The 26,102-nt window shown below is 68.7% G+C and carries 25 protein-coding genes; 13 read left to right on the top strand and 12 right to left on the bottom strand.

Annotated features, from left to right (window positions below):
- Positions 1 to 5: 5 nt before the first annotated feature.
- The 7 genes from egtC to D577_RS0100230 all read left to right on the top strand — a co-directional run bounded on the left by egtC (position 6) and on the right by D577_RS0100230 (position 5,641).
- Complete coding sequence (gene egtC, locus D577_RS0100260) at positions 6 to 788, top strand: ergothioneine biosynthesis protein EgtC (RefSeq protein ID WP_018945609.1); 783 nt, start codon at positions 6 to 8, stop codon at positions 786 to 788.
- A 15-nt stretch (positions 789 to 803) separates the two neighbouring features.
- Positions 804 to 1,985, top strand: coding sequence for an SUMF1/EgtB/PvdO family nonheme iron enzyme (locus D577_RS0100255; protein ID WP_018945608.1), 1,182 nt, complete (start codon positions 804 to 806; stop codon positions 1,983 to 1,985).
- 34 nt (positions 1,986 to 2,019) lie between these two features.
- Positions 2,020 to 2,766: an SIMPL domain-containing protein gene (locus D577_RS0100250; protein WP_018945607.1), complete on the top strand. Its 747-nt coding sequence runs from the start codon at positions 2,020 to 2,022 to the stop codon at positions 2,764 to 2,766.
- Between the two features lie 24 nt (positions 2,767 to 2,790).
- Entirely contained in the window at positions 2,791 to 3,111 is a 321-nt protein-coding gene (locus D577_RS0100245; protein WP_018945606.1) for a rhodanese-like domain-containing protein, read from the top strand.
- A 97-nt stretch (positions 3,112 to 3,208) separates the two neighbouring features.
- The gene (gene dapC / locus D577_RS0100240) at positions 3,209 to 4,405 is read left to right on the top strand and encodes a succinyldiaminopimelate transaminase (protein WP_018945605.1); all 1,197 of its coding nucleotides are present in this window, start codon (positions 3,209 to 3,211) and stop codon (positions 4,403 to 4,405) included.
- 68 nt (positions 4,406 to 4,473) lie between these two features.
- Positions 4,474 to 5,295: a 2,3,4,5-tetrahydropyridine-2,6-dicarboxylate N-succinyltransferase gene (gene dapD, locus D577_RS0100235; RefSeq protein WP_018945604.1), complete on the top strand. Its 822-nt coding sequence runs from the start codon at positions 4,474 to 4,476 to the stop codon at positions 5,293 to 5,295.
- On the top strand, positions 5,288 to 5,641 hold the full coding sequence (locus D577_RS0100230) for an ArsC family reductase (protein WP_018945603.1): 354 nt from the start codon (positions 5,288 to 5,290) through the stop codon (positions 5,639 to 5,641). Before dapD ends, D577_RS0100230 begins: the two co-directional genes overlap by 8 nt.
- Before the next feature lie 15 nt (positions 5,642 to 5,656).
- Here the strand turns inward: D577_RS0100230 and D577_RS14515 are convergent, their stop codons facing one another.
- The 4 genes from D577_RS14515 to D577_RS0100210 all read right to left on the bottom strand — a co-directional run bounded on the left by D577_RS14515 (position 5,657) and on the right by D577_RS0100210 (position 13,493).
- Positions 5,657 to 7,570: a methyl-accepting chemotaxis protein gene (locus D577_RS14515; RefSeq protein ID WP_018945602.1), complete on the bottom strand. Its 1,914-nt coding sequence runs from the start codon at positions 7,568 to 7,570 to the stop codon at positions 5,657 to 5,659.
- Positions 7,571 to 7,740: 170 nt separating this feature from the next.
- Positions 7,741 to 9,072 carry a DEAD/DEAH box helicase gene (locus tag D577_RS0100220; protein ID WP_018945601.1) on the bottom strand — a complete coding sequence of 444 codons (1,332 nt, stop codon included), beginning with the start codon at positions 9,070 to 9,072 and terminating at the stop codon, positions 7,741 to 7,743.
- 171 nt (positions 9,073 to 9,243) lie between these two features.
- On the bottom strand, positions 9,244 to 11,790 hold the full coding sequence (locus D577_RS0100215) for an EAL domain-containing protein (RefSeq protein ID WP_208854531.1): 2,547 nt from the start codon (positions 11,788 to 11,790) through the stop codon (positions 9,244 to 9,246).
- Positions 11,791 to 11,867: 77 nt separating this feature from the next.
- Positions 11,868 to 13,493, bottom strand: a complete 1,626-nt coding sequence (locus tag D577_RS0100210; RefSeq protein WP_018945599.1) for a methyl-accepting chemotaxis protein — start codon at positions 13,491 to 13,493, stop codon at positions 11,868 to 11,870.
- Between the two features lie 268 nt (positions 13,494 to 13,761).
- Here D577_RS0100210 and D577_RS0100205 point away from each other — a divergent pair, with 268 nt between their 5' ends.
- Together D577_RS0100205 and cysZ are read left to right on the top strand one after the other, a co-directional pair.
- Complete coding sequence (locus D577_RS0100205) at positions 13,762 to 14,388, top strand: bifunctional 2-polyprenyl-6-hydroxyphenol methylase/3-demethylubiquinol 3-O-methyltransferase UbiG (RefSeq protein WP_018945598.1); 627 nt, start codon at positions 13,762 to 13,764, stop codon at positions 14,386 to 14,388.
- Between the two features lie 94 nt (positions 14,389 to 14,482).
- Positions 14,483 to 15,193 carry a sulfate transporter CysZ gene (gene cysZ, locus D577_RS0100200; protein ID WP_018945597.1) on the top strand — a complete coding sequence of 237 codons (711 nt, stop codon included), beginning with the start codon at positions 14,483 to 14,485 and terminating at the stop codon, positions 15,191 to 15,193.
- 53 nt (positions 15,194 to 15,246) lie between these two features.
- On the opposite strand, the gene D577_RS0100195 is transcribed toward cysZ, so the two are convergent.
- Together D577_RS0100195 and D577_RS0100190 are read right to left on the bottom strand one after the other, a co-directional pair.
- A complete protein-coding gene (locus tag D577_RS0100195) occupies positions 15,247 to 16,470 on the bottom strand; it encodes a hypothetical protein (protein ID WP_018945596.1) in 1,224 nt (407 codons plus the stop codon).
- 245 nt (positions 16,471 to 16,715) lie between these two features.
- Entirely contained in the window at positions 16,716 to 17,162 is a 447-nt protein-coding gene (locus tag D577_RS0100190; RefSeq protein ID WP_018945595.1) for a YaiI/YqxD family protein, read from the bottom strand.
- A gap of 468 nt (positions 17,163 to 17,630) precedes the next feature.
- Here D577_RS0100190 and D577_RS13845 point away from each other — a divergent pair, with 468 nt between their 5' ends.
- Positions 17,631 to 17,807 carry a PLDc N-terminal domain-containing protein gene (locus D577_RS13845; RefSeq protein ID WP_018870463.1) on the top strand — a complete coding sequence of 59 codons (177 nt, stop codon included), beginning with the start codon at positions 17,631 to 17,633 and terminating at the stop codon, positions 17,805 to 17,807.
- A gap of 38 nt (positions 17,808 to 17,845) precedes the next feature.
- Here D577_RS13845 and D577_RS0100175 read toward each other — a convergent pair whose 3' ends face one another.
- Entirely contained in the window at positions 17,846 to 18,355 is a 510-nt protein-coding gene (locus D577_RS0100175) for a CinA family protein (RefSeq protein WP_018945593.1), read from the bottom strand.
- Positions 18,352 to 18,678 (bottom strand): PilZ domain-containing protein, encoded by a 327-nt coding sequence (locus D577_RS0100170; RefSeq protein WP_018945592.1) that lies wholly within the window; start codon positions 18,676 to 18,678, stop codon positions 18,352 to 18,354. The genes D577_RS0100175 and D577_RS0100170 overlap by 4 nt, the downstream gene beginning before the upstream one ends.
- 128 nt (positions 18,679 to 18,806) lie before the next feature.
- Here D577_RS0100170 and D577_RS0100165 point away from each other — a divergent pair, with 128 nt between their 5' ends.
- Complete coding sequence (locus tag D577_RS0100165) at positions 18,807 to 19,544, top strand: hypothetical protein (RefSeq protein ID WP_018945591.1); 738 nt, start codon at positions 18,807 to 18,809, stop codon at positions 19,542 to 19,544.
- A gap of 69 nt (positions 19,545 to 19,613) precedes the next feature.
- On the opposite strand, the gene D577_RS0100160 is transcribed toward D577_RS0100165, so the two are convergent.
- Positions 19,614 to 20,819 (bottom strand): hypothetical protein, encoded by a 1,206-nt coding sequence (locus D577_RS0100160; RefSeq protein ID WP_018945590.1) that lies wholly within the window; start codon positions 20,817 to 20,819, stop codon positions 19,614 to 19,616.
- 178 nt (positions 20,820 to 20,997) lie between these two features.
- On the opposite strand from D577_RS0100160, the gene mutS reads away from it, so the two are divergent.
- Together mutS and fdxA are read left to right on the top strand one after the other, a co-directional pair.
- Entirely contained in the window at positions 20,998 to 23,652 is a 2,655-nt protein-coding gene (gene mutS, locus D577_RS0100155; protein WP_018945589.1) for a DNA mismatch repair protein MutS, read from the top strand.
- A 117-nt stretch (positions 23,653 to 23,769) separates the two neighbouring features.
- The gene (gene fdxA, locus D577_RS0100150; RefSeq protein ID WP_018870469.1) at positions 23,770 to 24,093 is read left to right on the top strand and encodes a ferredoxin FdxA; all 324 of its coding nucleotides are present in this window, start codon (positions 23,770 to 23,772) and stop codon (positions 24,091 to 24,093) included.
- A gap of 30 nt (positions 24,094 to 24,123) precedes the next feature.
- Here fdxA and D577_RS0100145 read toward each other — a convergent pair whose 3' ends face one another.
- The 3 genes from D577_RS0100145 to D577_RS0100135 all read right to left on the bottom strand — a co-directional run bounded on the left by D577_RS0100145 (position 24,124) and on the right by D577_RS0100135 (position 26,004).
- Positions 24,124 to 24,477, bottom strand: a complete 354-nt coding sequence (locus D577_RS0100145) for a DUF4870 domain-containing protein (protein WP_018945588.1) — start codon at positions 24,475 to 24,477, stop codon at positions 24,124 to 24,126.
- A gap of 128 nt (positions 24,478 to 24,605) precedes the next feature.
- Positions 24,606 to 25,499, bottom strand: coding sequence for a DMT family transporter (locus D577_RS0100140; RefSeq protein ID WP_018945587.1), 894 nt, complete (start codon positions 25,497 to 25,499; stop codon positions 24,606 to 24,608).
- 1 nt (position 25,500) lies between these two features.
- On the bottom strand, positions 25,501 to 26,004 hold the full coding sequence (locus D577_RS0100135) for a hypothetical protein (RefSeq protein WP_018945586.1): 504 nt from the start codon (positions 26,002 to 26,004) through the stop codon (positions 25,501 to 25,503).
- Between the last annotated feature and the right edge of the window lie 98 nt (positions 26,005 to 26,102).

Below are 26,102 nucleotides of genomic sequence, written 5' to 3'. Positions count from 1 at the left end.
CTCCCATGTGCCGCCACCTCGCCTATCTCGGTCCTCCCCTGCCCCTGCGGGCCCTGCTGATGGATCCGCCGCATTCGCTGACCGAGCAGGCCATCGGACCGCAGGAACTGGTCTACGCCCGGGTGAACGCCGACGGCTTCGGCTTCGGCTGGTTTGACGAGCGCGGCGAACCGCTGAACTATCGCCGCGCCGATCCCATCTGGCAGGACCCCAACCTGCAGACCCTCGCCGGGCACCTGCACCAGCCCCAGTGGATTGCGGCCATCCGCAGCGCGACGCCCGGCTTCGGCGGCGACACCGCCAATGCCCAGCCGTTCGCGCGCGACGGATTGCTGTACAGCCATAACGGCCTGATCCGGGGCTTCCTCCCGCGCATCCGCCGCTGCATCCAGCAGCGCCTGGAACCGGCGATCGAGGAGGGCATCCAGGGAACCACGGATTCCGAATACCTGTTCGCCCTGATCCGCCAGCTGCTGGCCGACGACCCGGAAACCACCCTGGAAGGCGCACTGGGCGAGGCCTTCTCGCTGGTGGCCGAATGGCTGGGGGACGAACACGCCCTGCTCAACGTGATCATCGGCGACGGTCGGCGCATCGTGGCCAGTCGCCACGCGGTGAATGCCGACTCGCCCAGCCTTTACTACACCACCGACGACGAGGCGTTCCCCGACGGCAGCGTGGTGATCGCCTCGGAACCCCTGACCGACCGCGAGGCCTGGCGGGCGGTGCCGCCGCATCATCTGCTGTGCGTGGAGCCCGAGAGCCCGCCGGAACTTCTGGCCCTGTAACGTGCTCTTGCCGACATGTCCGCGAACCCGCCCCTCAATCTGCGTGACTGCCTGGCCACCCAGCATGCGCGCCTGAACGACGCCCTCGACGGCACCCCGCCCGCCGCGGGCCGCAATCAGTACCATCGCGATCTGAGCCCGGTCGACTGGCACTACGCCCACTGCCATTTCATCGAGGCAGTCTGGCTGGGCGAGCGCCTGCCGCAGCAACCGCCCGAGGCGCAGCGCGACTGGCACGACCTGTACTTCCCCGAACTGAGTCCCAAATGGCGCCGGGGCGGCCGCCTGCCCCCGCGGGACCGGCTGCGGGCCTGGGGCAACGAGCGCCAGACCCTGCACCGCGAATGGCTGGCGGACCCCGCGATCCAGGACCATCCGCTGATGGTCGGCGACTATCTCGCGGGCTTCCTTGCCCAGCACCATGCAATGCATCTGGAAACCCTGGAACAGGTTCGCTGGTTCGCCCGGCTGCACGGCGCGCAACCCGGACAGGCGCCCGCCCCGCCGCGGCCGGGCGCGGACACGGGCACCCCGGTGCCGGACCGGGACTGGATCCCGTTCGACGCCGCCCGCCACACCGTCGGCTACGCCGGCGTCGACGCCTTCGACAACGAACGCGGCGTCCACGAAACCACCACCGGACCCTTCGAGATCGCCGCCCGCCCGGTCAGCAACGCCGATCATGCGGCGTTCATCGAACAGGGCGGCTACCGGCGCCCCGAGTTCTGGGATCGCGCCGGCCTGGAGTGGCTCCGGCAATCGGGTACCCGCGGCCCGCTGGGATGGTGGCGGGCAGGGGATGGGCACTGGTGGCAGACCCGTCCGGATGGCGAGGCCCCGCTGGACCCGGATGCGCCGGCGATGGGCCTGTGCTGGTTCGCCGCGCGCGCCCACGCCCGCTGGGCCGGCGCCCGCCTGCCGCACGAACATGAATGGGAACGCGCCGCGCGGGAAGGTGCGTTGCAGGCCACCGGCCAGGTCTGGGAATGGTGCGACAACGCGTTCTTTCCCTATCCGGGATTCCGGGCCTATCCTTATGAAGGGTTCTCGGTGCCGTGGTTCGACGGGGAACACCGGGTCCTGCGCGGCGGCTGCGAATGGAGCGATCCGATCCTGTGCCGGCCCAGCCTGCGCAATTTCTTCACCCCGGAGAAGCGCCACGTGTTCGCCGGACTGCGCCTGGTGCGCGACCGCTAGGGAAACACTGATCAATGTCCGAGAAGGAACCGCCATGCCTGCCCCGACCTCTGTCCCGACCCGTATCACCACCCTGCTCTGCGGCCTGATCCTGGCCGGGGCCGCCACCGCCACGCCGGCCGCCGCGGGCGGCGACGGGGCCACGGTGTTCAAGCTCTCCGGCACCGCCGAGCGTCAGGTCGAGAACGACCGCATGATCGCTACCCTCGTGGCCGAGGCCCGCGCGCCCGAAGCGCCTGATGCCGCCGCCGAGGTCAACCAGCGAATGGAGGGTGCCCTGGCGCACCTCGAGGCATTCGAACACATCGACACCCGGACCCTCGACTACAGCACCCGCGCGATCCAGGACCGCAATGACCGCAGCCGGATCACCGCCTGGCAGGTCCGCCAGAGTCTGGAACTGCGCGGCGGCGACTTCGACAGCCTCACCGAGCGCGTCGGCGAGCTGCAGCAGGAACACGAGCTCACCGTCAGCGGCATCCGTTTCGGCGTGTCCGCCGAGCGCGAACGAGAAGCACGCCGCGAGATGATCGACGACGCGGTGGAGGACCTGACGGATCAGGCCCGCGCGATGGCGCGCAGCATCGGCGCCTCGCATCTGCGGCCGCTGGAGATGGAACTGACCCGCCAGCGCAGTCACGGACCGCAGCCGATGATGGCACGCTCCGAAGGAGTTGCCAGCGCCCCTGCCCTGGAAGCCGGCGAGAGCACCCTGACCATCCGTGTGGACGGTCGCATGCAGGCCCTGGGAGCGGACACCCTGCGCGTGACACCCCGATAAGCCGGGCACGACAGCGGAGACCGCATGCGCCAGATGACCGCGCCGGAACTGAACGACTACCTCGCCACGGCGGACCCGCCGCCGCTGCTGCTGGACGTGCGTGAACCCTGGGAGTTCGAGCACTGCCATATCGAGGGCTCACGCCTGCTGCCGATGGGCCAGATCCCGTCGCACCGGGACGAACTGGATCCGCAGGCCGAGATCGTCGTCATCTGCCACCATGGCGTGCGCAGCCAGCAGGTGGCGGGATTTCTCGAACGAGCCGGCTTCGGCCACGTCATCAACCTGCGCGGCGGCGTGGACGCCTGGGCGCGCGAGGTGGACGTGAACATGCCCGTCTACTGATCCCGCCCGACCCGGCCCCGGCCGGTGCGGGGAATACTGGGACGTGCCGGCCTCATTCCGTATACTGACCGGTTTTCCGGCCCACTGCGAGCAAGCGATGAATCCTGACCTCGACCGGCTCCAGCCCTATCCGTTCGAACGCCTGCGGGCGCTGTTCGCCGATCTGGAGCTGCCCGGGGGCGTGGATCCGATCGCGCTGTCCATCGGCGAACCGCGGCACCCGCTGCCGGACTTCGTCGAACCCACGCTGCAGGCGGCGGTCAGCGGCTACAACCACTACCCGACCACGCGCGGCGCCCCGGCCCTGCGCGAGACCATCGCCCTGTGGCTGCAGCAGCGCTTCACCCTGCCCGACGGGATCGACCCGGAGCGCCAGATCCTGCCGGTGGCGGGCACCCGCGAGGCGCTGTTCGCCATCGCCCAGGCGGTGGTCGATCCGCATGCCGGGGCCCGCGTGCTGATGCCCAACCCGTTCTACCAGATCTACGAGGGCGCGGCCCTGCTGGCCGGGGCCGAACCGGCGTTCTACGACCTGGATTCCGAGCGCGGCTGCCTTCCCGACTTCTCGCAGGTACCGGAATCGCTGTGGAAATCGGTGCAGCTGGTGTATGTCTGCAACCCCGGCAATCCCGCAGGCACGGTGATCCCCGAGGACCAGCTGCAGACCCTGATCGAGCTGGCCGAGCGCCACGACTTCGTGATCGCCGCCGACGAGTGCTATTCCGAGATCTACCATCCGCGCGGCCATCCGCCGCCGGGGCTGCTGGGCGCCGCCGCGCGCATGGGCAACGACACCTTCCGGCGCTGCATCGCGTTCCACAGCCTGTCCAAGCGCTCCAACCTGCCGGGGCTACGCTCGGGCTTCGTGGCGGGCGATGCCGGGATCCTCGAACGCTTCGCGCTGTACCGCACCTATCACGGCTGCACCCTGCCGACCCCGACCCAGGCGGTCAGCCGCGCGGCCTGGGCGGACGAGGCCCACGTCGAGGCCAATCGCGACCTCTACGCCGAGAAGTTCGCCCGGGTTGTGCCGAAGCTCCAGGAGGTGATGGAGGTCAGCACGCCGGAAGCCGGGTTCTACCTGTGGCCGCGGGTACCGGACGGCGACGACGAGGCCTTCGCCCGCCGGCTGTATGCCGAGGCCGGGGTCACCGTGCTGCCCGGGCGCTATCTCGGCCGCAGCCACCCCGACAGCGGCTACAACCCCGGCGCCGGCCATGTGCGCATGGCGCTGGTCGCCGAACCCGAGGCCTGTGTCGAGGCCGCCGAGCGCATCGTCGCGCTGTATCGCTGAGCCCGTCACGGCCCCTTTTTCGCACCACCATTTTTCCGTCCTACGATCGACCACAAGGAAACGTCACCATGTCGGACCTGCAGAACACCATCGAAACCGCCTTCGAGCGCCGCACCGAGATCAGCCCGCGCAACGTCGAGACCAGCGTGCGCGACGCCGTGAACGAGGCGCTGGACATGCTCGACAGCGGCCGCGCCCGCGTCGCCGAGAAGAACGGCGGCGAGTGGGTGGTCAACGAATGGCTGAAGAAGGCCGTGCTGCTGTCCTTCCGTATCTCGGAGAACGAGTTCATCAAGGGCGGCTTCACCAACTACTACGACAAGGTCGCCTCCAAGTACGCCGACACCTCCAGCCGCGACTTCCGTGAAGGCGGCGTACGCGTGGTGCCGCCGGCCACCGCCCGCCACGGCAGCTACATCGGCCCCAACGTGGTGCTGATGCCTTCCTACGTCAACATCGGCGCCTACGTGGACGAAGGCACCATGGTCGATACCTGGGCCACGGTCGGCTCCTGCGCGCAGATCGGCAAGAACGTGCACCTGTCGGGTGGCGTCGGCATCGGCGGCGTGCTGGAGCCACTGCAGGCGAACCCGACCATCATCGAGGACAACTGCTTCATCGGCGCACGCTCCGAGGTAGTCGAAGGCATGATCGTCGAGGAAGGCGCAGTGATCTCCATGGGCGTCTACCTCGGCCAGTCGACCCGCATCTACGACCGCGAGAACGACGAGATCATCCGTGGCCGCGTGCCCGCCGGCGCGGTGGTCGTGCCCGGAACCCTGCCGGCAGAGAACGGGAAGTACTCGCTGTACTGCGCGGTCATCGTCAAGCGCGTCGACGAGCAGACGAAGGCCAAGGTCGGCATCAACGAACTGCTGCGCGATGTCTGAGGTCGTCCTCCACGGCATCGCCAACTGCGACACCGTGCGGCGGGCACGCCGGGCGCTGGAAGCGGCCGGCGTGGAATATCGCTTCGTGGATTTCCGCAAGGACGGGCTGGATGCCGAACGCCTGCGGGAATGGGCGATGGAGCTGGGCTGGGAGGCCCTGATCAACCGCCGCGGCGCAACCTGGCGCCAGCTGCCGAAGGAACAGCGCGAGGCCCTCGACGAGGACAGCGCACTGGCCCTGATGCTGGAGAAGCCGACCCTGATCCGCCGTCCGGTGATCGAACACGCCGGCCGCGTGCGGCTGGGCTGGGGCCCGGAGAACGCCCGGGCCCTGGGCGCCGAGTAAGCGCCCGGGTTCGCCTCAGTCGCCGGACTTGCGGTAGCCGGCGACCTCCTGCTGCAGCTGTCGGGCGAGGCCCTCCAGGGCCTCCACCGCCTGCTGCATATCGGTCGCGCCGTCGGCACTCTGGGCCGCCAGATCGTTGATATGGTGCACGTTGCGGTTGATCTCCTCGGCGACCTGGCTCTGCTGCTCGGTGGCGCTGGCCACCTGCCGGGTCATGTCGTCGATGGTGCTGACCGACTGGTCGATGGCGTCCAGTGAACTGCGGGCCTCCTCCGCCTTGCCAACGCTGGATTCGGCCTGCTGCTGACTGGCATCCATGGCCTCCACCGCACGGCCGGCCGCGCCCTGCAGCCGCTCGATGATCCCGCGGATCTCCCCGGTGGAGTCGTTGGTGCGCTGCGCCAGGTGCCGGACCTCGTCCGCCACCACCGCGAAGCCGCGTCCGGCCTCCCCGGCACGTGCCGCCTCGATGGCCGCGTTCAGCGCCAGCAGGTTGGTCTTGTCGGCGATCTCCTCGATCACCTGCAGGATCGTACCGATGTTGTCGCTGTCGCCCTTGAGCTCGTCGATCACGTCGCGCGAGCGGTTAATCTCCCCGGCCAGGGCATTGATGGTCTCCTGCGTGGCGGACACCACGTCGCGCCCCCCATGCACCGCCTGAGTCGCCTGATCGGCCTGCTCCGCGGTGCTCTGGGTATTGTTCGCAACCTCCTGCACGGTGGCCGACATCTCGTTCATCGCCGTCACCACCTGCTCCACGTCACTGCGCTGCTCGCCGGTCGCCCGGCTGAGTTCCGCACTGCGTCCTTCCAGCTGACGCGCCGAGGCGGCGATGCCGTCGGCCGCGTCCGCGACCTGGCCTATCAGTCCCGACAGCCGTTCCATCACCTGGTTGAACGCACTGCCGGTGCGGCCGATCTCGTCGCGCGTGGCGATATCCACGCGATACCCCAGATCTGCCGAGCCGCTGCCCACCGCTTCCAGGCCAGTAGCCAGACGCTCCAGCGGCCGGGTCAGCACCCCGGCGTAGATCCAGCCAATGGCCAGGGCGACCAGGAAGGCCACCACCCAGAGCCCCCACAACAGCCACCACAGCATGTTCACGGGGGCATACAGCTCGCCCAGGGTCTGGTCGACGATCAGGCCCCAGTGGACGTCATACTCCTGCGCCATTTCCGGGAGCATCCGGGTCAGACCCCATTTGCGGTCACCGTCGCCGCTGAGGAATTCGCCGCCCGGGTCCCCTTCGCGATGGCGCAGCGGGGCCTGCATGATGGTGTATTCGCTCATGTCGTACCCGAACCGGTCCATGTTCCGGTGCCCGATCAGCCGTCCGTCGCCGTTGAACAGTGTGGCGCGACCGGTCTCTCCGATCGCCACGCGGTCAGACACCGACTTGACGGCGTCCATCGGCAGCTGTGCCGCCAGGACCCGGCCGTCATCCAGGGGTTCCAGATAGGTGATGAAGCGCCCGTCGGCGGAGTCCGCCCCGACGTCGACATCCAGCAGGCGGTCACCGGCCTGCGCCGCGCGCACCTTGCCTTCTCGGGTGGCGCCCGGGCCCGCGCCGGCGCGTTCGGCCATGCGCCCCGACTCCGCCACGACTTCCGCGGCGTCATCCAGCAGGCCGGCCCAGCGGAACCCTTCGTACTCGGCACGCAACCCTTCCAGCGCCGTTTCCGCATCCCGCGGATCGGCGAGCTCGGCCCGGGCCACGCTGCGCAGAGCCTGACCGTGTTCCACCACGCGCCGGTCGACTGCCGCCTGCACCTGCTCGCCGACGTTGATCAGCGTCTGTTCCAGGCTGGCGTTCAGCTGACCCTTCATGCTGTGGAAGGTCACCCCGCCCATGATGGACAGCGGGATGGTGCTGACCGCGATCACCAGCAGGATCAGTTTGAGGCGCAGGCCCTGTATCTTCATCGTCATCCTCCGGTTCCTGATCCCTTTGACGGCCAATCTCCAGCCGCCTTGAGCCCCACGAAAAAACGCACCCCGGGAGGTGCGTTTCGTGTACTACTTCACATTTCTTCGGGAGCGGACGGAAGACGCTCGCCCCGCATTCCCCGGTGCCGCGCCGCGACACCGGGGAAGCCGTGTCAGCGGCGCCCGGAGGCGGCCTGACCGCGACCCCGGCCTTCGGCGCCGCGGCCCTGCCCCTGCCGCGGGCCACCTCCGCCGCGTCCGGAACGATTGCCGGCGCCATTTCCGTTGCCCTTGCCACGGGGAGCACCACTGCCCTTGCCACGGCCACGGCGGGGGCGGTCATCCGCCACCGGCTGCGGCGCCGCGTAGCCGTCGGTCTCCATCCGCTCGATCGGACGCTGGATCAGCTTTTCGATCCCGGCCAGCAGCTTCAGCTCGTCGCCGCCAACCAGCGACAGCGCCGAGCCTTCACACCCCGCGCGGCCGGTGCGGCCGATGCGATGCACATAGTCCTCGGGCACGTTGGGCAGCTCGAAGTTGACCACCTGCGGCAGCTGGTCGATGTCCAGCCCGCGCGCGGCGATATCCGTGGCGACCAGAACCGGCACACGGCCGGACTTGAACTGCTCCAGTGCCCGGGTGCGGGCGTTCTGGCTCTTATTGCCGTGGATCGCGGCGGACTGCACCCCGTCCTTGGTCAACTTGTCCGCAAGGCGATCGGCCCCGTGTTTGGTCCGCGTGAACACCAGCACCTGCTCCCAGTCGTTGCTGCGGATCAGATGGCTCAGCAGATCCCGCTTCTGATGGCTTTCCACCAGGTGGACCTTCTGCTCCACGCTCTCCGAGGCGGTGTTGCGTGCCGCCACTTCCACGCAGGCCGGGTCGGTCAGCAGGCCGTCGGCCAGCTTGCGGATGTCATTGGAGAAGGTGGCCGAAAACATCAGGTTCTGCCGCTTCTTCGGCAGCATCGCGATCAGCTTGCGGATGTCGCGGATGAAGCCCATGTCGAGCATGCGATCCGCCTCGTCCAGCACCAGGATCTCCACCCCGGACAGGTCGATCGTCTTCTGGTTCGCGTGATCCAGCAGGCGCCCGGGCGTGGCTACCACCACGTCCATGCGGCTGCGCAGCGCGCGGATCTGCGGATTCATGCCCACCCCACCGAAGATGGTCATGGAGCGCTGCTCCAGATGCTGGCCGTAAGTCTTCACCGAATCGTGAACCTGGGAAGCCAGCTCCCGCGTCGGGGTCAGCACCAGGGCGCGCGGACGGCCGTTGCCGGCGCGCGCCGGCGGATTTTCCGCCAGCTTCTGCAGGATTGGCAGGGTGAAGCCGGCGGTCTTGCCGGTTCCGGTCTGGGCCGCGGCCAGCAGGTCGCGACCGGCCAGCACTTCGGGGATGGCCCCGGCCTGGATCGGCGTGGGATGGGTGTAGCCGGCGGCGGAAAGCGCGCGCAGCAGGGGCTCGGCCAGATTCAGGCCGGCAAAAGTCGGTTGGTCAGACATGAGTGCTCCAGCGCAACCCGCCGCTCAACGCTCGGCCAAGGGGCACCCATCGGGGAAGACGACATCGGGGGGATCGAAACGATCAAGTGAACGGACGCTGACGGGCGAGGCGTTCGGTAATCCGCCACCATACGGCCTTCCCGGCCCCATTACAAGCCAGCGCGGGCTGGCTCAATCACGGCAGGGGCACTGCTCGGCCGGCACCGGAGGGGACCACAGATACCCCTGCCCCTCGCGACACCCGACCTGCAGCAGGAAATCACGCTGCGCTTCGGTCTCGATACCCTCGCCAATCACTTCAAGATCCAGGGTCCGCGCAAGCGCGAGGATCGCACGAATGATGTCCTCGTTGGAGCGGGAACGCCCGATATCCTGCACCAGCGACTGGTCCAGCTTGAGGCGGTTCAGCGGCATGCGATGCAGCAGGGCCAGATTGGAATAGCCGGTGCCGAAATCGTCCATTGCCAGCTCGACTCCCAGCTCCTTGAGCCGCCCCAGCTCGGCCAGTGCGTTCTCCGGAGTACGCATCAGCATGGTCTCGGTCACTTCCAGTTCCAGGCGATGCGGTTGCAGGCCGTAGCGGTCCAGGACCGACTGCACCATTCGGGTCAGATGCCCGTCTTCCAGCTCCATCACCGACAGGTTCACCGCCATGCGGGGGACATGAAGCCCCTGCGCATCCCGCTCCGCCAGGTGGGCGCAGGCCTGGTCCAGCACCCACTGATCGATCGCCATGACCAGCCCGGTTTCCTCGGCCAGCGGGATGAATTCCCCCGGGGACACCCGGCCCCGTTCCGGGTGGTTCCAGCGTACCAGTGCCTCGACCCCGGTCAGGACGAACGGGTCCAGGCCATATTGGGGCTGCAGAAACAGCTCGAACTCCTCGCGCACCAGCGCCTCGCGAAGATCGCTTTCCAGCAGGGTGCGCCGCGATGTGCGTTCCCCCAGACCGGAGACGTAGGCTTCCCGGCGGTTGCCTCCTCCGCGCCGCGCCTCGTCCAGCGCCAGTTCCGCCGCGGTCACCAGTTCTTCGGTGGTGGCCCCGTCCACCGGGAATTCCGCATAGCCCGCGCTTACGGTAACCCGCAGGGACCGTCCCGCCAGCCGGAACGGTTCGCGCAGCACGTCCAGGAGTCCGTCGAGCCACTGCTCGCGGGCCTCCCCCGCTGGCGGCCGTTCCAGCAGCAGGGCAAACTCGTCCGCGCCGGAGCGCGCCACCGTGTCCTGCGGGCCGGCATACTGTGACAGACGCTGGGCGACGCCGAGGAGGACCTGGTCCGCCAGCGCCGTGCCCAGCGTCTCGTTCAGCCCCTTGAAGCGGTCGACATCCAGCAGGACGATCAGCCGTCGCGACTCGTCCTGCCCCATCGCCATCTCGATGCTATGTCCGATCCGGTCGTGCAGCAGGGTCCGATTGGGCAGCCCGGTCCGGCTGTCGTAATGGCTCAGAAGGCGCAGCTGCTCACGCTGTTCAAAGCTCTGGGTCAGGTCGGTCCAGCTGCCGATGATCTCGCCCACTCCACTACGGGTGGGCGCGGGACTCCACTGCATCTCGTCCCGCACGCGGCGCACCCGGCCCCGGGCGTCATACAATCGGTATTCGATCACCGCATGTCCCTGCTCCCGCGCCTGTTCACGCGCCCGCCGGGCCAGGGTTCGGTCTTCCGGATGCAGACATTCACGCCACCAGCCGGGTCGCAGCGCTTCCTCGGGGGAGTAGCCGAACAGCGGATGGAGGTTGCCACTGACCCAGTGCAGCGGGTCCCCGGCGGAGGACAGCGAGTAGATCACCACCGGCGAGCTGTCGAGCAGATGCCGAAAGCGGCGGTTGGCCCGTTTCAGTTCCCGCGCGCGCCACCGCACCTGCCAGCGCAGGACCAGTGCCAGCACGCCGAACAGAAGCGCCAGCCCGCCCGCGCTCGCAAGGACCGGCGCCGCCCAGCGGGGCAGCACCCCCCGGACTTCCGGGGTCAGCGTCTCGGCCATGGCCCGGTGATACGGTGAATCGGGCGTGCCCTTCCACGAAGCCAGATGACGATCCACGGCCTCCAGGATGGCCGGGTCCAGCGCGGGCGAGGCGGCGAAATACAGCCCCGTGTGGTCGGAGGAGACCGGCGTTTCGAACAGTCCGGAGCGCTCCGCGTGACGCCCGCCGTGGAAATTGTTGGTCACCGCGACGTCCGCAGCCCCCGCGTCCACCGCCTCCAGCACCCGGTCCAGAGACTGGCGGCTTGCCAGGCGCGGCTCACCATCCCCCGACGGCTCCATCTCCCGGGTCAGCCAGCCCTCGTGCACCGAACCCTCCAGCACCGCGATCCGCTGGTCCGTCAGGTCCGCCAGCGAGCGCACCGACGCCTCGCGCGGGGCATAGACCTGGCTCCATGACTGCGCGACCGGGATTTCGTGGAAACGAAACCGATGCTCGCGCTCCCCGGTCAGGGCCACATCCGGCATCAGGTCCAGTTCGCCCCCCTCCAGTTGCGCCAGGCATTCGGCCCACTGGCAGTCCCGGTACTCCAGGCGCCACCCTTCCCGCTCGGCCAGGGCCTCCAGCAGGACCGGGAACAGCCCGGCCGGGCGTCCGTCTTCCCGTGTGTAGATCTTGGGCTCGTTCTCGTACAGCCCCACCCGCAGCATCGTCGGGTCGTCCCGCGAAGTATCGCCACCACATCCGGCGAGTACAAAAAAGCCCGCGACCACCAGCGTGGGCGCAGGCATTCGCCATAGCCGATCTACGGCGTTCCTTGCTGTGGACATGCGGGCCTCCGGCCTTCCACCGTTCGACCCGTCTTATCCTACACCCGAAAACGCTCCACGCGCTGGCGCAATTCGGACGCCAGTCGCGAAAGCTGCTCGCTGGCCGTGGCCACCTGGCTGGAGGCGCTGAAGCTCTCGTCCGCCACGGTGCTGATGTTCTGCACGTTGCGGTTGATCTCCTCGGAGACGGTGCTCTGCTCCTCGGCCGCGCTGGCGATCTGGGTGGTCATCTCGTCAATCGTGCGGATGGACTGGCTCAGCTGCTCCAGGCGATCGCGCACACCGTGGACTTCCTCGACCACGCTGCGGGCACTGTTCTCGTTGGTCTCCATCGCGCCCACTGCGTTCTTCACGCCCTTCTGCAGGCCGGTAATGATGGAACCAATCCGCTCGGTGGACTCGTGGGTACGCCCGGCCAGCACCCGCACCTCGTCGGCCACCACCGCAAAGCCACGGCCGGCCTCGCCGGCCCGCGCCGCCTCGATCGCCGCGTTCAGGGCCAGCAGGTTGGTCTGCTCGGTGATCTCCTGGATCATGTTCAGGATCTGGCCGATCTCTTCGCTCTTCTCGGCCACCTCGCGCACCGCATCCGACGAAGAGTGGATCTCGGAAGACAGCCGGTCCACCGCCTCGGCGGTCTGGCGCGTGGTCGCGTTGGCCTCGGTGGCCGCCTGATCGCCGGCGCCGGCCGCGTCCGCCGCGGACTGGGTGTTGCTCGCCACCTCGGCCACGGTCGCGGACATCTCGTTCATCGCGGTGGCCACCTGATCGGTCTCATCCTTCTGGCGCGCCACGCCATTGCGGGTCTGCTCGGCCACCGCCGCCAGCTGATCCGTCGCCGAGGCGACCTGCTCCCCGGAATCCACCACCTGGCGCACCAGGCTCTGCATGTCCTGTTCCATGGTGTTGAAGGCGTCGGTCGCCACGCCGATCTCGTCGCAGCCACGCACCGGCAGCGGCTCTCCGCGCAGGTCGCCGTCCGCCATTTCCACCGCCCGGGCACGCAGGGCGTCGATCGCGCGCACCAGATAGCCGGCCAGCAGTATCGCCATCAGCACCCCGGCGAGGATCGCCACGCCGGAGGTACCGAGCATAATCCCCGCCGCCCGGAACTGTGCGCCGCGCGCGGCTTCGCTCATGGCCTCGCTTTCGGCCGTCAGCAATTCCTGCATGCGCTGCAGACCCTGCTCCATGGTTTCCAGATGCGCGAGTGTCTGCCGACTGTAGGTCGCCTCCGCTTCGCCGTCATTGCCGTCCCGCACGGCCCCCGTAATGGCATGTGCGCTGGCGTGCAGGTTGTAATGCGGCTGTTCCAGGCGGTCGAACGCCCGGCGAAATTCCGGGCTGGCCATTTCGTAGGCTTCGGATTCCTGGAAATCGTAATACCACCGCCCGAAATTGCACTGGGTATGGTCCAGCTCGCCGGTGAATTCATTGCCGGTCAGCAGCGACTGCGACAGGTCCAGCGCCCATTTGACGTGCTGGGTCTCCATCTGGATCTGGAACTGCACGTCCTCCATGCGTTCCATCGCCGCCTCGTACTGCGCCGTGGTGTACCGGTCCCCGGTCAGGCTGGTCACCGCCATGGCCACCATCAGGAGCAGGACCACGCCGAAGGCGAGCCCCAGCTTGCTGCGAAGCTTGAGGTTAGCGAGCCATTGCATCGGGATCCCCTTTGAAAAATCTGTGAACTATTTAACGCCACAAAGTCCCGAAACTTAAACCACATTGACAACGGCGTCTTCCAAGACCGAGCCCTTCACTCGGGCATCAACCAACCCTGCAGACCGATAATCCGGACCCCATGCGGCGAACCTGCGCCACCTCAATGCCGCGCGTGCCCTCGCCCGGGCATGCACGGATCCACGCACGCGGGCACGATCCGGTATCCTGCGTGTTCGTCCCGGCCGCCCCCCGCGAACCGCCCAGCACATGCTCCGAAGCCGCATCTACGACAGCCTGATCCTGCGCATGACCGCGCGCTGGTACGCCGAAGTCCTGGAGCGCCTGCCGCCCCGGGTGGCCCTGCTGGACGTCGGGATCGGTACCGCCGGCGCACTGCTGGCGAACGCCGATGCCGTCACACGCAAGGAGCTCGCGATCACGGGGATCGACATCGACCCCGACTACGTCGAACGCGCGCAGCAGCGGCTGGCGGCATCGCCTGTGTCCGCCCGGGTCACGGTGCACCGGCAATCGGTCTACGAGCACGCCGGCGGCCCCTACGACGCGGTGTATTTCTCCGCCAGTTTCATGCTGCTGCCGGATCCCGGGGCGGCCCTGCGCCACTGTGCCGGCCTGCTGCGCCCCGGCGGTCGGATCTACTTCACCCAGACCATCCAGCAGCGCCCGTCACCGGTGCTGGAGCGTCTCAAGCCCGCCCTGCGCCGGATCACCAGCATCGACTTCGGCCGCGTCACCTACGAGGACGAGTTCCGCGCCCGGCTGCGCGCCGCCGGTCTGCGGCTGGACGAATGGACCGTGCTCGAACGCCACGGCGCCCGGGCCGCCTGCCTCGCGGTGGCATCGCCGGAGAGTGTTACGCTGGATTCATGCTGACGCGCACCCGATCACGGGATCGTCCGGTGAACGGCATGACACGCCCGATGCCCGCGGCAGAGATTCCCCGATGGCTGGCCCAGTGGCAGGCGGGATGAACGCCCTGTTCGCCTTCCTCGCGCCGTTTCGCGGGCTGGCGCGCGTATTCGACCCGGGCCTGCGCGGCCTGGTGATCGGTCCGCTGCTGATCAACATCGCGGTCATCGTCGGGATCGGCATCGCCGCCGGATTCGGTTTCGAGATCCTGCTGGACACCTGGCTGCCGGCCGGCTGGGACTGGCTCGCCTGGTTGCTCTGGCCGCTGTTCGTGCTGACCCTGCTGGTGGGCTTCGGGGTCTCCGCGGTGGCCCTGGCCGCCATCATCGCCAGTCCGTTCTCGGGGCCACTGGCCTACCGCACCGCCCGGGACCTCGGCCACGAACCGCGCCAGCCCGCGCGCTCGCTGGCGGGCGAGATGGGCCACGCCACGGCCACCGCCCTGCGCAAGTTCGGCTATTACGCGCTGCTGTTCATCCCGGTGTTGCTGATTACCGTCATTCCCGGCCTCAACCTGCTGGCCTCGCTCGCCTGGTTCGTCTTCGGCAGCTGGGTTCTGGCGGTGGAGTTCCAGGAGCCGCCGCTGGCCAACGACGGCCTGACCTTCGCCGAAATCCGCAAGGGTCTGGGCCGACGGCGTCCGGAGACCCTCGCGTTCGGCGCCGGAACGACCCTCCTGGCGATGGTGCCCGTGGTCAACCTGCTGCTGGTCCCGGCGGCAGTGATCGGCGCCACCCACCTGTGGGCGCACCAGCAGTCGCGAGGCTGAGAGGACGGGGCAGGGTCAGGACCCGTTGCGCGCCGGGGAGGTCTTCCTGCCGTTCACCGTTCCAGCCGTTCGGTCAGACGGCGGAATTCCTCGCGGATCTTGTCGTTGCGGAATTCCGCGGTCTCCGGGACCTGCAGTTCGGACAGGGTCTCGAAGGTGTCCAGGCCATCGCGGATCAGATCCGCCACGTTGGCGCTGAGCTGCACGGTGCGGTAGGTGTTGACCGCTACCTGCTTCTCGTAACGGCTGATCTCCAGCGCCTCGGCCACCTGTTCGCGCTGGCCGGTCACCACCTCCAGGTACAAATCGATCGCCTGACGGGTCAGCTCGTTGGCCGCGATGTTGGACTCCAGGCTGTCCCGGTGCCCGCCCTCGCGGATCAGTTCCCGCGATTCGGCGATGATCTCGTCAGCTTCATCGCGGTAGTCCTCCAGGCGCGGCACGATCTCCTCGTCCACCCGCTCGACGAAGCGCTCCTGCATGGTCACCACCAGCCGATGCAGGATCACCACCATGCCGTAGTAACGACCGGCCACATTGAGGTTTTCTCCGCTCTCGCGGGTGAGCTCCTCGAGGCGCTGCGTCAGCGTACGGATGCTGCGGAACACCACCGCCATGGACACCACGTCGTCGCCGATCGCCGAGCTCATCCACAGCTCCAGCTGGTCCGGCGGCATGGACAGCCCCACGCCTTCCAGCGCCGTGGCCATCTCGCCCTTGAGCGCCTCCAGTTCCTCCTCGTAGGCGGCGATGTTGCGCTCGCGTGCCTCGATCAGGCGGTCGAAGTCGCCGCGCGTGCGGGCGGTCATCTCGCGCAGGGTCTCGGTGGGCGTGAAGCGGGCCAGGGTACTGGCGTCGGTATCCGGCGCGAACATCCGCTCCTCGCGCAGATCGGCCCGGCGTTCCTGCTCGGTCATGATCCGGTCTTCCAGCTCCCGGTACTGGCGACGCATGGACACGATCTCGGGCACGTCCATGACCTCCAGCGCGTCATCGATCAGGTCGTCGATGTCCTCCCGGGCGCTCTGCTGATCGCGCCGCAGCCAGCGGCTTTCCGGCAGCTCGGTCAGCTCGTCGAAGTGCCGGCTCGCTTCGCCCAGCAACTCCACCGCCCGACGCTGGTCGAACGACAGCGCGTCCTCCTCGCCGTCATCCTCCTCCACCACCTCGTCGATGGCGACCCCGTCGAGCGCCGCCGGATCCTCGCGGTCCGAGGCCGCCACCGGGGCGCAGACCAGCGCCAGGCCCGCGAACACCGCCAGTACTTGCCACTTCATCGCATGCCCTCCAACACTCGGGGTCCATCATGCCACAGGCCCGTACGGCGCCGGGCACCCCTCCAAATGAAGGCGCATCGACAGCTCCACCCTGCAGGGCGAACCCACGGGTGAAACGAAACTCCCGGAGGTGGAGGGGCGCGATGCCCTGGTTCTGCACCGGAACGAGGACGCCCTGGAGAACCCTTCGAGTTCGACGACGACAAGATCGTCGAACACCGACCATACACCCAGCTGGAACTGCCCTAGGTGTTACGCGCCAGCCAGCGGTCCAGGGCATTGCCGAAGGCCTGACGGTCGCGCGGGCCCAGTGCCGCCGGCCCGCCGGTGTCGACCCCGCTGGAGCGCAGGGTGTCCATGAAGTCGCGCATGCTCAGGCGCTCGCGGATATTGTCGCGGGTATAGAGCTCGCCCCGCGGGTTGAGCGCCTCGCCGCCCTTTTCGATCACCTCGGCGGCCAGCGGGATGTCGGCGGTGATCACCAGATCACCCGCCTCGAGCCGCCGCACGATCTCGTTATCCGCCACGTCGAAGCCACTGCCCACCCGGATCGCATCGATCAGCTTCGACGGCGGCGTACGCACCGGCTGATTGGCCACCAGGGTCATCGCCACCCCGGTGCGCTTCGCGGCCCGGAACAGGATCTCCTTGATGACCGCCGGACAGGCATCCGCGTCCACCCAGATTTTCATGCCGATGCCCCCGCATGCCGCGACATCCGATGGACGGGCACGCGGGACCCGCGGTCGGGCACTGACCCCTTTCTCATGGTTCCCTCTCGCAAGTTCGGACGTCTCAGTCCGGATCGATTCCCGGGTCCGCGGCCACCGCAAGCCAGTAGGGCTCGGCCTCGCAGGAACAGCAGTCGCACCAGACTTCCACACCTTCGTGCATGCTCGGGCTCCGGACGGCGGCCGTCGGCGTGCCCTCGTCGCCGGTCTCGCTGTCGCGCTCTTCCGCTCGCCTCGTCGGAGCCCCCGGATCCGGGGGAGCACCCGAACCCGACGTTGCGGGAATCCTCCGCATGACCATACCTCCCGTGCCGCCGGCACCCTTCAGTAACTTTTCCGTATAGACCATCGCCCCGGCGGGCTGGTGTTCCGGCCCTGCACGTGATATCCGTGCGTTCGACGCGATTCACGCCGCTACCGGAGCACCGCATGGGCATTGAAATCACCGGCATTCTGGGCCTTGTCTGGCTGCTGATCATCATCTGGGCGATTGTCCGGACCGCACAGAGTCCCGCCGGCCCGGTGGTGAAGGTCCTGTGGATCCTGATCCTGCTGTTCCTGCCCCTGCTGGGGCTGATCGCCTGGCTGCTGCTCGGACCGAAGTAGGCCTCCGCGCACCGCGGTCCGCTCGCCGGGCGCGTGCTTCAGCCCAGTTCGTGCTCCAGCAGCGAGGCCAGGGCATGCAGCATGGCCTGGCGACGGACCTCGTGGCGCTCGCCGTCGAAGTGCCGCGTCTCGGTGCGCACGGCTCCGTCGCGCGCCTGCCAGCCGAAGCACACCATGCCCACCGGCTTGTCCGGCGAACCGCCGCCCGGCCCGGCGACGCCGGTGACCGACAGGGACAGGTCGGCGCCGCTGTGCGTCAGGCCGCCCGTGGCCATCGCGGCCGCCACTTGTTCGCTCACGGCGCCATGGGCGTCCAGCAACGCCGGGGCCACGCCCACCAGGCGGGTCTTGGCTGCGTTGCTGTAGGTCACCCAGCCACACTCGAACCAGGCCGAACTGCCGGGCACATCGGTCAGTGCCTGGGCAATCCCGCCCCCGGTGCAGGATTCCACCGTGGCCATGACCAGCCCGCGCGCAGTCATCCGCTCGCCCAGGTCATAGACCAGGGCCGACAGCCCGGTGACATCCGCCTTGCGCAATTCGGTCATGGTGTCGCGTCTCCCGTGGGTTCTTCTTCAAAGGCCACCGCGAGGCGCCATCGGCGCCGGCCCTCACGGTCGGGATCCGCGCTGTCACAGCGCAGCACCCGTCCCCGCCGCTGCAGGTTCTCGATGCGCGGATCGGGGCTCGGCACCGTCACCATCACCACCACCCCGGCATCCACCTCGAAGCCGGCGATCAATGCACAGCCGCCGGCGGCCAGGTCATGGATTTCCACTCGCGTGGTCTGCCCCGAACCGGTCCAGTACACCTCCCCGGTCACGCCCACGGGGATGCGACGATCCCGCCGCCGGTCCTCCTCGCCAAACATGTCTCCATCCTTGCCCCTGGGGATTCGGACTCCGAGTCTGACACATTCCGGTTCGTTTGCAGCAGGGGCTGCCCCGACGGGACGGAATGGCATACGATGGATCCACCACCTCCAGAAACGCGCCCGCCATGCTTGCACGCCTGTTCCAGCCCGATCCGGTCCTTGATGTCGACACCCGCGAGTGGATCCGCGCGGTGTTTGCGTGGGTGGACCGTCAGCCCGCCGCCGACCGGCCCTTCGACCCGCCGACCCTGGTGCAGCCCATCCGCGAGCATTTCCCGGGCGAGGCGGACAGCCCGCACGGCATGGCCGAGCAGGTGTTCGCCAGCGTCCGCCGGCATGCGGGCCTGGAGCAGCGCGCGGCCCGCCTGGCGGAACCCGGAGGACTGGCACCGCAGCCGGTCACCGCGCTGGGCGCGGCCAGCACCGGCGGCGAGCGCATCTTCCATTACGACCCGCAGCTGATCGGGAATCGTCAGGCCCTGGTCGGCACCTTCGCGCAGGAACTGGCGGCCTGGTGGGTGGAGGGCATCCGCGAACCCGCCCCGGCCGCCGAGGGCAATGCCGACGCCATTGCCGAGCTGGTGGCCACGCGCATGGGCTTCGGCATCTTTCTGGCCAACACCGCGTTCCGCGTGCGGGTCAACGGCTGCGGGGCCTGCAAGGGCCCGTCGGCCGATCGCGACGCCGACCTCGGCCGCGACGAACTCGCCTGGGCCCTGGCCCTGTTCTGCCGCGACCACGGCATCGCCCCGGCACGCGCCCGCGCGCATCTCGAATCGCCCCTGCGCACCACCTTCCGCAAGGCCTGGCGCTACACCGGGTCGCGCGAGGGCCGCGAAGAACGCCCCGCCGCCACCGCCTGACCGGACAAAAAAAGGCGGTGTCCGGGAACCCCCGAACACCGCCCGTCTGGCACCGAACCAGCGGCGCGATCACGCCTGCTGGGAGGCGCCCTCGGTCGCCGGTTCCGCCCGCAGCAGCTTGCGGTTCAGCCGGAACAGCGTGGCGATCGTCACCACCTGCAGGTAGACCACCGGGGCCAGCAGGGCGAAATACGCCACGCTGAACTGCTCGACGACCCCGTTGGACACCAGTCCCAGATTGATGAAGAACCAGGAGAAGACCACCAGGGCCACCCCCGGGCAGATCAGCGCGTAGCTGACCGGGCTCTTCTTCTCGCCGTGGATGTAGTCACGGAAGTAGCCCAGCTTCTTCATCACCACGTAGCCGATCAGGCCGAACACCAGCTGAGCGCCCAGCACCAGCGAGGTGAACACGAACAGCATCGCTTCGTTCAGCGGAGCGCCAAAACCGTGGTGCAGCCCCATCTGATGACGGATGAAGGCAATGCCCAGCAGGGTCAGGATCGGGATCGCGATCCACAGGCTCGGGCTGGCCGCCTCCGCGATCCCGTAGCGCAGCGTCGACTTGAAGCCCAGCACGAACATCACCAGCCCCAGCACCAGCGCCAGCGCGGCAAACGTCAGCGAGAAGAAGATCCCCGCGGCGTTGATCGCCAGATTCTCGCTCATCGCCCCCGGCGCCGCGAGACCCACGGCGATCATCGCGAACGCGAACACCGCCAGCAGCTGGCTCAGGTTGTTGTTGCCGGTGAAATCGAAATCCCCCTCGGTGAACAGCCGTGCCAGGAAGCGCGAATAGATCACCAGCGCGAAGGCGCCAACCGCCAGGAAGGCCAGCATGGCCAGCGGGAACAGGTACTCGACCACGTTCCACAGCCCCGGCACGAACACCGCGCCGACGATGAAACCGGCGTTGATGGTCATGGCCAGGGTCAGCGGGATCGCCATCAGGGCCACTTCCTGGTTGGAGCGGCGCAGCCGGGCGAAGGCCTCGGTCCGGCGAAACTGCCGGTATTCGCGGATGTTCCACACCAGCAGGCGCAGATGCAGGGCCACGAAGAACAGGATGCCGGCCATGGCCGCGCCCACCAGCACGGCGATCAGCGGGCCCTCGCCGGTCATCAGCGCCATCATGGCCTCGTACGTGGGGATCGGGGTGTCATAGGGCGTCATGAACATCAGGAACATGAAAAACGTAACGGCCGTGCCACCGGCCCCCAGTGCGCCCAGGAAATACATCGGGCTGTATTCTTCCCCGAGGTTCTTCCGAATCATGCGGGCTCTCCTTTCCTGTTATTTAGTGTTTTCTAATATAAGCACCCTCTTATCCTTGAGCAAGGGAAGTCCCGCGGCCCCCGGACATTCCGGCGATTGCGTCACATAACCCACCGCACCCCCCGCCGGACCCGTTACAATCCGGCCACCGACGCCCCCCGAACAGCAGGAACGGCCAGTGAGCGACGCGGACGCCCTGTCAAAACATACCCCGATGATGCAGCAATACCTGCGGATCAAGGCGGAGTATCCGCAGACCCTGCTGCTCTACCGCATGGGGGACTTCTACGAGCTGTTCTACGACGACGCCGAGCGCGCCGCCGGGCTGCTGGACATCACCCTCACCCGCCGCGGCGAGTCGGCCGGCGAGCCGATCCCGATGGCCGGGATCCCGGTGCACACCCTGGAGAGCTACCTCGCGCGGCTGCTGAAGCTGGGCGAGAGCGCGGCGATCTGCGAGCAGACCGGACAGGTGGGCGAGCACAAGGGCCCGGTGCAACGCGAGGTGGTGCGCATCGTGACCCCGGGCACGGTCACCGAGGACGCCCTGCTGGAGGCGCGCCAGGTCAATCGCATGGCCGCCGTGTGCCCGGCCGCCTGCGCTGCCGTGCGCGGCCGCAACGAAGGCTACGGCATCGCCAGCCTGGAGTTCGCCAGCGGCCGTTTCCGGGTGCTGGAGGTCGCCGACGCGACCGAACTGGAGGCCGAACTGGCGCGTCTCGACCCGGTGGAATGCCTGGTCCCCGACCCGGCCCCGGCGATCCCCGGGATCGAGGCCTGGGCCCCGCGACATCATGCCGACTGGCATTTCGACGCGATCTCCGCGAAGCGCACCCTGACCCGGCATTTCGGCACCACCGACCTGGCCGGCTTCGGCTGCGACGACCTGGTGCTGGGCCTGGCCGCCGCGGGCGCGCTGCTGGCCTACGTGCAGGCGCAGCATCGCGGCAACCTTGCCCATATCACCGGGCTCGGGCGCGAACACCGCGGCCAGATGCTGATGCTGGACCCGGCGACCCGGCGCAACCTGGAGCTGACCCGCACCCTGAGCGGGGAGCGCCGCGGCTCGCTGTTCGACCTGCTGGACACCAGCCGCACACCCATGGGGGCCCGGCTGCTGTCGCAATGGCTGCACCAGCCGCTGGCCGACCGGGCCCTGCTGCGGGAACGCCAGCAGGGCATCGCCACGCTGCTGGACCACGCGGCCGAACAAGGCCTGCGCGAGGCCCTGACCGGCATGGCCGACGTCGAACGCATCGTCTCGCGCATCAGCCTGGGCTCCGCACGGCCGCGCGATCTGGTCGCGCTGCAGGCGGCGCTGGAACGCCTGCCCGGCCTGCACGCGGCACTGGAGCCCGCCGCAGGCGAGGCCGACACCCTCGCCGCCCTGCGCGACGAACTCGCGCCGGAGACGGAACTGAGCGAAACCCTGGCCCGCGCGCTGGTCGACGAACCGCCGATCCGGGTCACCGACGGCGGGCTGATCCGCCCCGGCTTCGACCCCGAACTCGACCGCCTGCGCGATCTGGAACACAACGCCGACGGCTTCCTGCGCGACCTGGAGGCGCGCGAACGCGAGGCCACCGGCATCGCCACCCTCAAGGTCGCCTACAACCGGGTGCACGGCTACTACGTCGAGGTGGGCCGCTCGCGCTCGGAGGAGCTGCCCGGGCGCTTCATGCGCCGCCAGACCCTGAAGAATGCCGAACGCTACACCACCGAGGAACTCAAGCGCTTCGAGGACGAGATCCTGTCCGCACGGGAACAGGCCCTGGCGCGCGAGCGCCAGCTGTTCGACGACCTGCTCGCCGGCCTGCAGGGGCGCGCCGACCGCCTGCGGGCGATCGCCGACGCGGTGGCCCGGCTGGACGTGCTGGCCACCCTGGCCGAACGCGCCCGGCGGCTCGACTGGAGCCGCCCCGAACTGGTGCCCGAGACCGGCGTCCACATCGAGCAGGGTCGTCACCCGGTGGTGGAGGCCAGCCTGGACACCCCGTTCGTGGCCAACGACACCCGGCTGGATCCCGAGAGCCGCCGGCTGCTGGTCATCACCGGCCCCAACATGGGGGGCAAGTCCACCTACATGCGCCAGACCGCACTGATCGTGCTGCTGGCCTGCATGGGCAGTTTCGTGCCCGCGGACGTGGCCCGCATCGGTCCGGTGGACCGCATCTTCACCCGCATCGGCGCCTCCGACGACCTGACCTCCGGGCGCTCGACCTTCATGGTGGAGATGACCGAGGCCGCCAGCATCCTGCACAACGCCGGCGAGCGCAGCCTGGTGCTGATGGACGAGATCGGGCGCGGCACCTCCACCTTCGACGGCCTGGCGCTGGCGCTGGCCTGTGCCGAGCGCCTGGCGCGGGAGAACCGCGCGCTGACCCTGTTCGCCACGCATTACTTCGAGCTGACCGCGCTGGCCGAACGCGAACCGGCGGTGGCCAACATCCACACCGACGCGGTGGAACACGGCCACGACATCGTGTTCCTGCATCAGGTTCGTGAGGGGCCGGCCAACCAGAGCTACGGGCTGCAGGTGGCCTCGCTGGCGGGAGTACCCGCCGACGTGCTGCAGCGCGCCCGCACCCATCTGGCCGATCTGGAAAGCCGCGCCCGGGACAGCGACTCGCCCCAGCTGGGGCTGTTCCCGCCGGAGCCGCCCGCACCCGCGGCGCCGGAAGAACCCGCCCCGCCGGCACCCGAAGTACCCGAGCCGGCGCGGGACGTCGCGCGGGCCCTGGCGGAACTCGATCCGGACGGCCTGACCCCGCGCGAGGCGCTGGACGCGCTCTACCGGCTCAAGGACACGCTGGAACGGGGAGTCGCGGAATAACAGCCGCAGCAGCCGGGATTCCCGGCCGCTCGGGAGGAGCGGTTACAATACGCCGAACGGACCGAGCGGCGGCACACAGGAGCCGTGGCGTCGCAACACGACCAATGGAGAAGCGCAATGGCTTTCATCGTTCTGGAGAACTGCATCCGGTGCAAGTACACCGATTGCGTCGAAGTCTGCCCGGTGGACTGCTTCCACGAGGGGCCCAACTTCCTCACCATCGACCCCGACGAATGCATCGACTGCACCCTGTGCGAGCCGGAGTGCCCGGCCGAGGCGATCGTCCCCGAGGATGACGTGCCCGAGGATCAGGTGCACATGATCGAGCTCAATGCCGAACTGGCGCGCACCTGGCCGGTGATCACCGCGCGCAAGGACCCGCCGGAAGACGCGGAAGAGTGGGACGGCGTCGAGGGCAAGCTGCAGTACCTGGAGCGCTGAGACCCCGCCCGGAGCCCCGCACTACGGGGCTTACCAGAGCCAGGTGGCCGGGTCCTCGATGGCCCGGTCGTCGCTGTTGCGGATCACGCCCTTGATGCACCGCACCAGCACCCACACCAGGAACAGCAGCCCGATGATCAGCCCGATCCCGATCGCCGCGGTCAGGGTCGCCAGCACGGCCATCAGCAGACCGATCCAGAAGGTCCGGATCTGATACTGCAGGTGGGTCTCGCTGATCGCATCCGCATCGCTGCGCTTCACATGCGCCATGATCACCCCGACCAGGGCCGTGATGGCGACAAAGAAGCCAACGAAGTACAGCACGTAGATGATCGTCACGAACGTGCGCTCGGTGCGGGGTTCATTCGCCAGTTCCGTTTCCATACCTCTCTCCTTCTACGATTGCTGCATTCGCGCGCGAGCGCGCTCCTACGGGTCATCCCGGTGCCTGATTGTGGGAGCGTGCTTGCACGCGAATACGGCGCTTGCCGAAGCCCCCATGCCTTCCCGGCTCACCCCGCCCCGCCCAGCACGATCAGCACGATGCCGACCAGCGCAAAGCCGAAGCCCGCGAGCTGCAGCCGGCTCATGCGCTCGGCCTGAAAGAACCGCGCCAGCAGTGCGGTGGGCGCCGGCGACAGGGCCCCGGCCACCGCGATCACCGACAACAGCCCGATGCGCACGGCCACCACGAAGGCCAGGGTGGCGAGCCCCTGCAGCAGGCCCGCCAGCGCAACCAGCACCAGCGTGCTGCGGGCCATGTGTCGCTCGGGGCGATGCAGCAGCATCACGCCCAGCAGCACCAGCCCGCCCACGCCGCCGGCCATGACCACCGGCCACAGGGCCGAGCCTTCGCTGGCCTGGTCAAGGAACACGAACACCAGGCCGAAGGCGACCCCGGCAAGCACGCCGTCGAACACCCCCAGCAGCGGATGCGGCCCGCGGTGACCGTGGCCGTCCGCCCCCCGCACCGGCGCGTCCGGGTCACGCGGACTGACCTCCCGGGCCCCGCCCGAGACCAGCGCGATCGCCACCACGATGGCCACGATCCCCGCCAGCGAGAACCATCCCGGGCGTTCGCCAAGAGCCAGCCCCGCCGCCAGCGGCACCAGCGCCGACAGCACCCCGGTCACCGCCGCGACCAGCCCCATGTAGCCTTCGGCCAGCCCGCGGTAGTAGGCCAGCAGGCCCAGCGCCATCGCCACGCCCGAGGCACCGCCCCACAGCAGGGCCGCCTCCCCGGGCAGCCCCGCCATCAGCAATGCCAGCATCAGCAGCGGTGCGGTGACCAGCAGCTGCGAATAGCAGGCCACCACCAGCGCCGAAACCCGCCGCGAGGCCAGGCCGCCGAGAAAATCCCCCGCGCCGTAGCCCAGCGCGGTCAGCAGGCCCAGCAGGAAGGCCATTTCAGTCGCCGGCGCCCTCCAGCATCTGCCGCAGGGCGGCCTCGCTGGCGGCCGCGCCGGTGCCGGTCACCGTACCCTCGCCATCCAGGAACACCACGCTCACATGATCGCGCTGATGCGGCATGAAGCCCATGTCCCCGGGGCCTTCGGTCACCCCGGTGCGATAGGGGCGCTCCTGCATGCGCGGCATGACCACGTTCTCGAGCACGAACGGCGGCATGCCGTGGGTATCGGCCACGTAGCGGATGCCGGCCTCCTCGATCGCCTCGGGCCCCATGTCCCCGAGGACATCATTGGTGATGTCGGCCGGGGCCATCTCCACGGTCATCAGCACCACGCGCGCATCGCCGGGCAGCTCCAGCGGCTCCCCGTGCTGGTCGTTGAGGGTGACGTCGGGGAAGGGGTCGCCCTCGGACAGATCGGCGGACGCCGGCGCGGCGGCCAGCAGCAGGCCCAGGCCGGCAGACAGGACGACGGTTTTCTTCAGGACGGACAGTGCTTGCATGACAGACTCCCGGTGACAGCGGATTGATCGGAGAAACGTCCCGGATGGTAACCGATCGCACCCGCGCACACTGCGAAACCGGGCACGTGCCCATCGTT

This window comes from Thioalkalivibrio sp. AKL17 (assembly GCF_000377885.1).
GTDB lineage: Bacteria > Pseudomonadota > Gammaproteobacteria > Ectothiorhodospirales > Ectothiorhodospiraceae > Thioalkalivibrio > Thioalkalivibrio halophilus.
Note: the sequence above shows the minus strand (reverse complement) of the source record. Positions and strands in the feature narration are given on the sequence as shown.

Bases quoted from the DNA above. Each gene is read 5' to 3' on its own strand.
- D577_RS0100145 (WP_018945588.1), bottom strand. From the start codon at position 24,477: ATGGAAACGGAACTGGCGAATGAACCCCGCACCGAGCGCACGTTCGTG.
- dapC (WP_018945605.1), top strand. From the start codon at position 3,209: ATGAATCCTGACCTCGACCGGCTCCAGCCCTATCCGTTCGAACGCCTG.
- D577_RS0100215 (WP_208854531.1), bottom strand. From the start codon at position 11,790: ATGCCTGCGCCCACGCTGGTGGTCGCGGGCTTTTTTGTACTCGCCGGA.
- D577_RS14515 (WP_018945602.1), bottom strand. From the start codon at position 7,570: ATGACGATGAAGATACAGGGCCTGCGCCTCAAACTGATCCTGCTGGTG.
- D577_RS0100140 (WP_018945587.1), bottom strand. From the start codon at position 25,499: ATGGCCTTCCTGCTGGGCCTGCTGACCGCGCTGGGCTACGGCGCGGGG.
- D577_RS0100255 (WP_018945608.1), top strand. From the start codon at position 804: ATGTCCGCGAACCCGCCCCTCAATCTGCGTGACTGCCTGGCCACCCAG.
- D577_RS0100245 (WP_018945606.1), top strand. From the start codon at position 2,791: ATGCGCCAGATGACCGCGCCGGAACTGAACGACTACCTCGCCACGGCG.
- cysZ (WP_018945597.1), top strand. From the start codon at position 14,483: ATGAACGCCCTGTTCGCCTTCCTCGCGCCGTTTCGCGGGCTGGCGCGC.
- dapD (WP_018945604.1), top strand. From the start codon at position 4,474: ATGTCGGACCTGCAGAACACCATCGAAACCGCCTTCGAGCGCCGCACC.
- D577_RS0100220 (WP_018945601.1), bottom strand. From the start codon at position 9,072: ATGTCTGACCAACCGACTTTTGCCGGCCTGAATCTGGCCGAGCCCCTG.
- fdxA (WP_018870469.1), top strand. From the start codon at position 23,770: ATGGCTTTCATCGTTCTGGAGAACTGCATCCGGTGCAAGTACACCGAT.
- D577_RS0100170 (WP_018945592.1), bottom strand. From the start codon at position 18,678: ATGTTTGGCGAGGAGGACCGGCGGCGGGATCGTCGCATCCCCGTGGGC.
- D577_RS0100135 (WP_018945586.1), bottom strand. From the start codon at position 26,004: ATGCAAGCACTGTCCGTCCTGAAGAAAACCGTCGTCCTGTCTGCCGGC.
- egtC (WP_018945609.1), top strand. From the start codon at position 6: ATGTGCCGCCACCTCGCCTATCTCGGTCCTCCCCTGCCCCTGCGGGCC.
- D577_RS0100230 (WP_018945603.1), top strand. From the start codon at position 5,288: ATGTCTGAGGTCGTCCTCCACGGCATCGCCAACTGCGACACCGTGCGG.
- D577_RS0100190 (WP_018945595.1), bottom strand. From the start codon at position 17,162: ATGAAAATCTGGGTGGACGCGGATGCCTGTCCGGCGGTCATCAAGGAG.
- D577_RS0100175 (WP_018945593.1), bottom strand. From the start codon at position 18,355: ATGACCGAATTGCGCAAGGCGGATGTCACCGGGCTGTCGGCCCTGGTC.
- D577_RS0100160 (WP_018945590.1), bottom strand. From the start codon at position 20,819: ATGATTCGGAAGAACCTCGGGGAAGAATACAGCCCGATGTATTTCCTG.
- D577_RS0100250 (WP_018945607.1), top strand. From the start codon at position 2,020: ATGCCTGCCCCGACCTCTGTCCCGACCCGTATCACCACCCTGCTCTGC.
- D577_RS0100210 (WP_018945599.1), bottom strand. From the start codon at position 13,493: ATGCAATGGCTCGCTAACCTCAAGCTTCGCAGCAAGCTGGGGCTCGCC.
- D577_RS0100165 (WP_018945591.1), top strand. From the start codon at position 18,807: ATGCTTGCACGCCTGTTCCAGCCCGATCCGGTCCTTGATGTCGACACC.
- D577_RS13845 (WP_018870463.1), top strand. From the start codon at position 17,631: ATGGGCATTGAAATCACCGGCATTCTGGGCCTTGTCTGGCTGCTGATC.
- D577_RS0100205 (WP_018945598.1), top strand. From the start codon at position 13,762: ATGCTCCGAAGCCGCATCTACGACAGCCTGATCCTGCGCATGACCGCG.
- D577_RS0100195 (WP_018945596.1), bottom strand. From the start codon at position 16,470: ATGAAGTGGCAAGTACTGGCGGTGTTCGCGGGCCTGGCGCTGGTCTGC.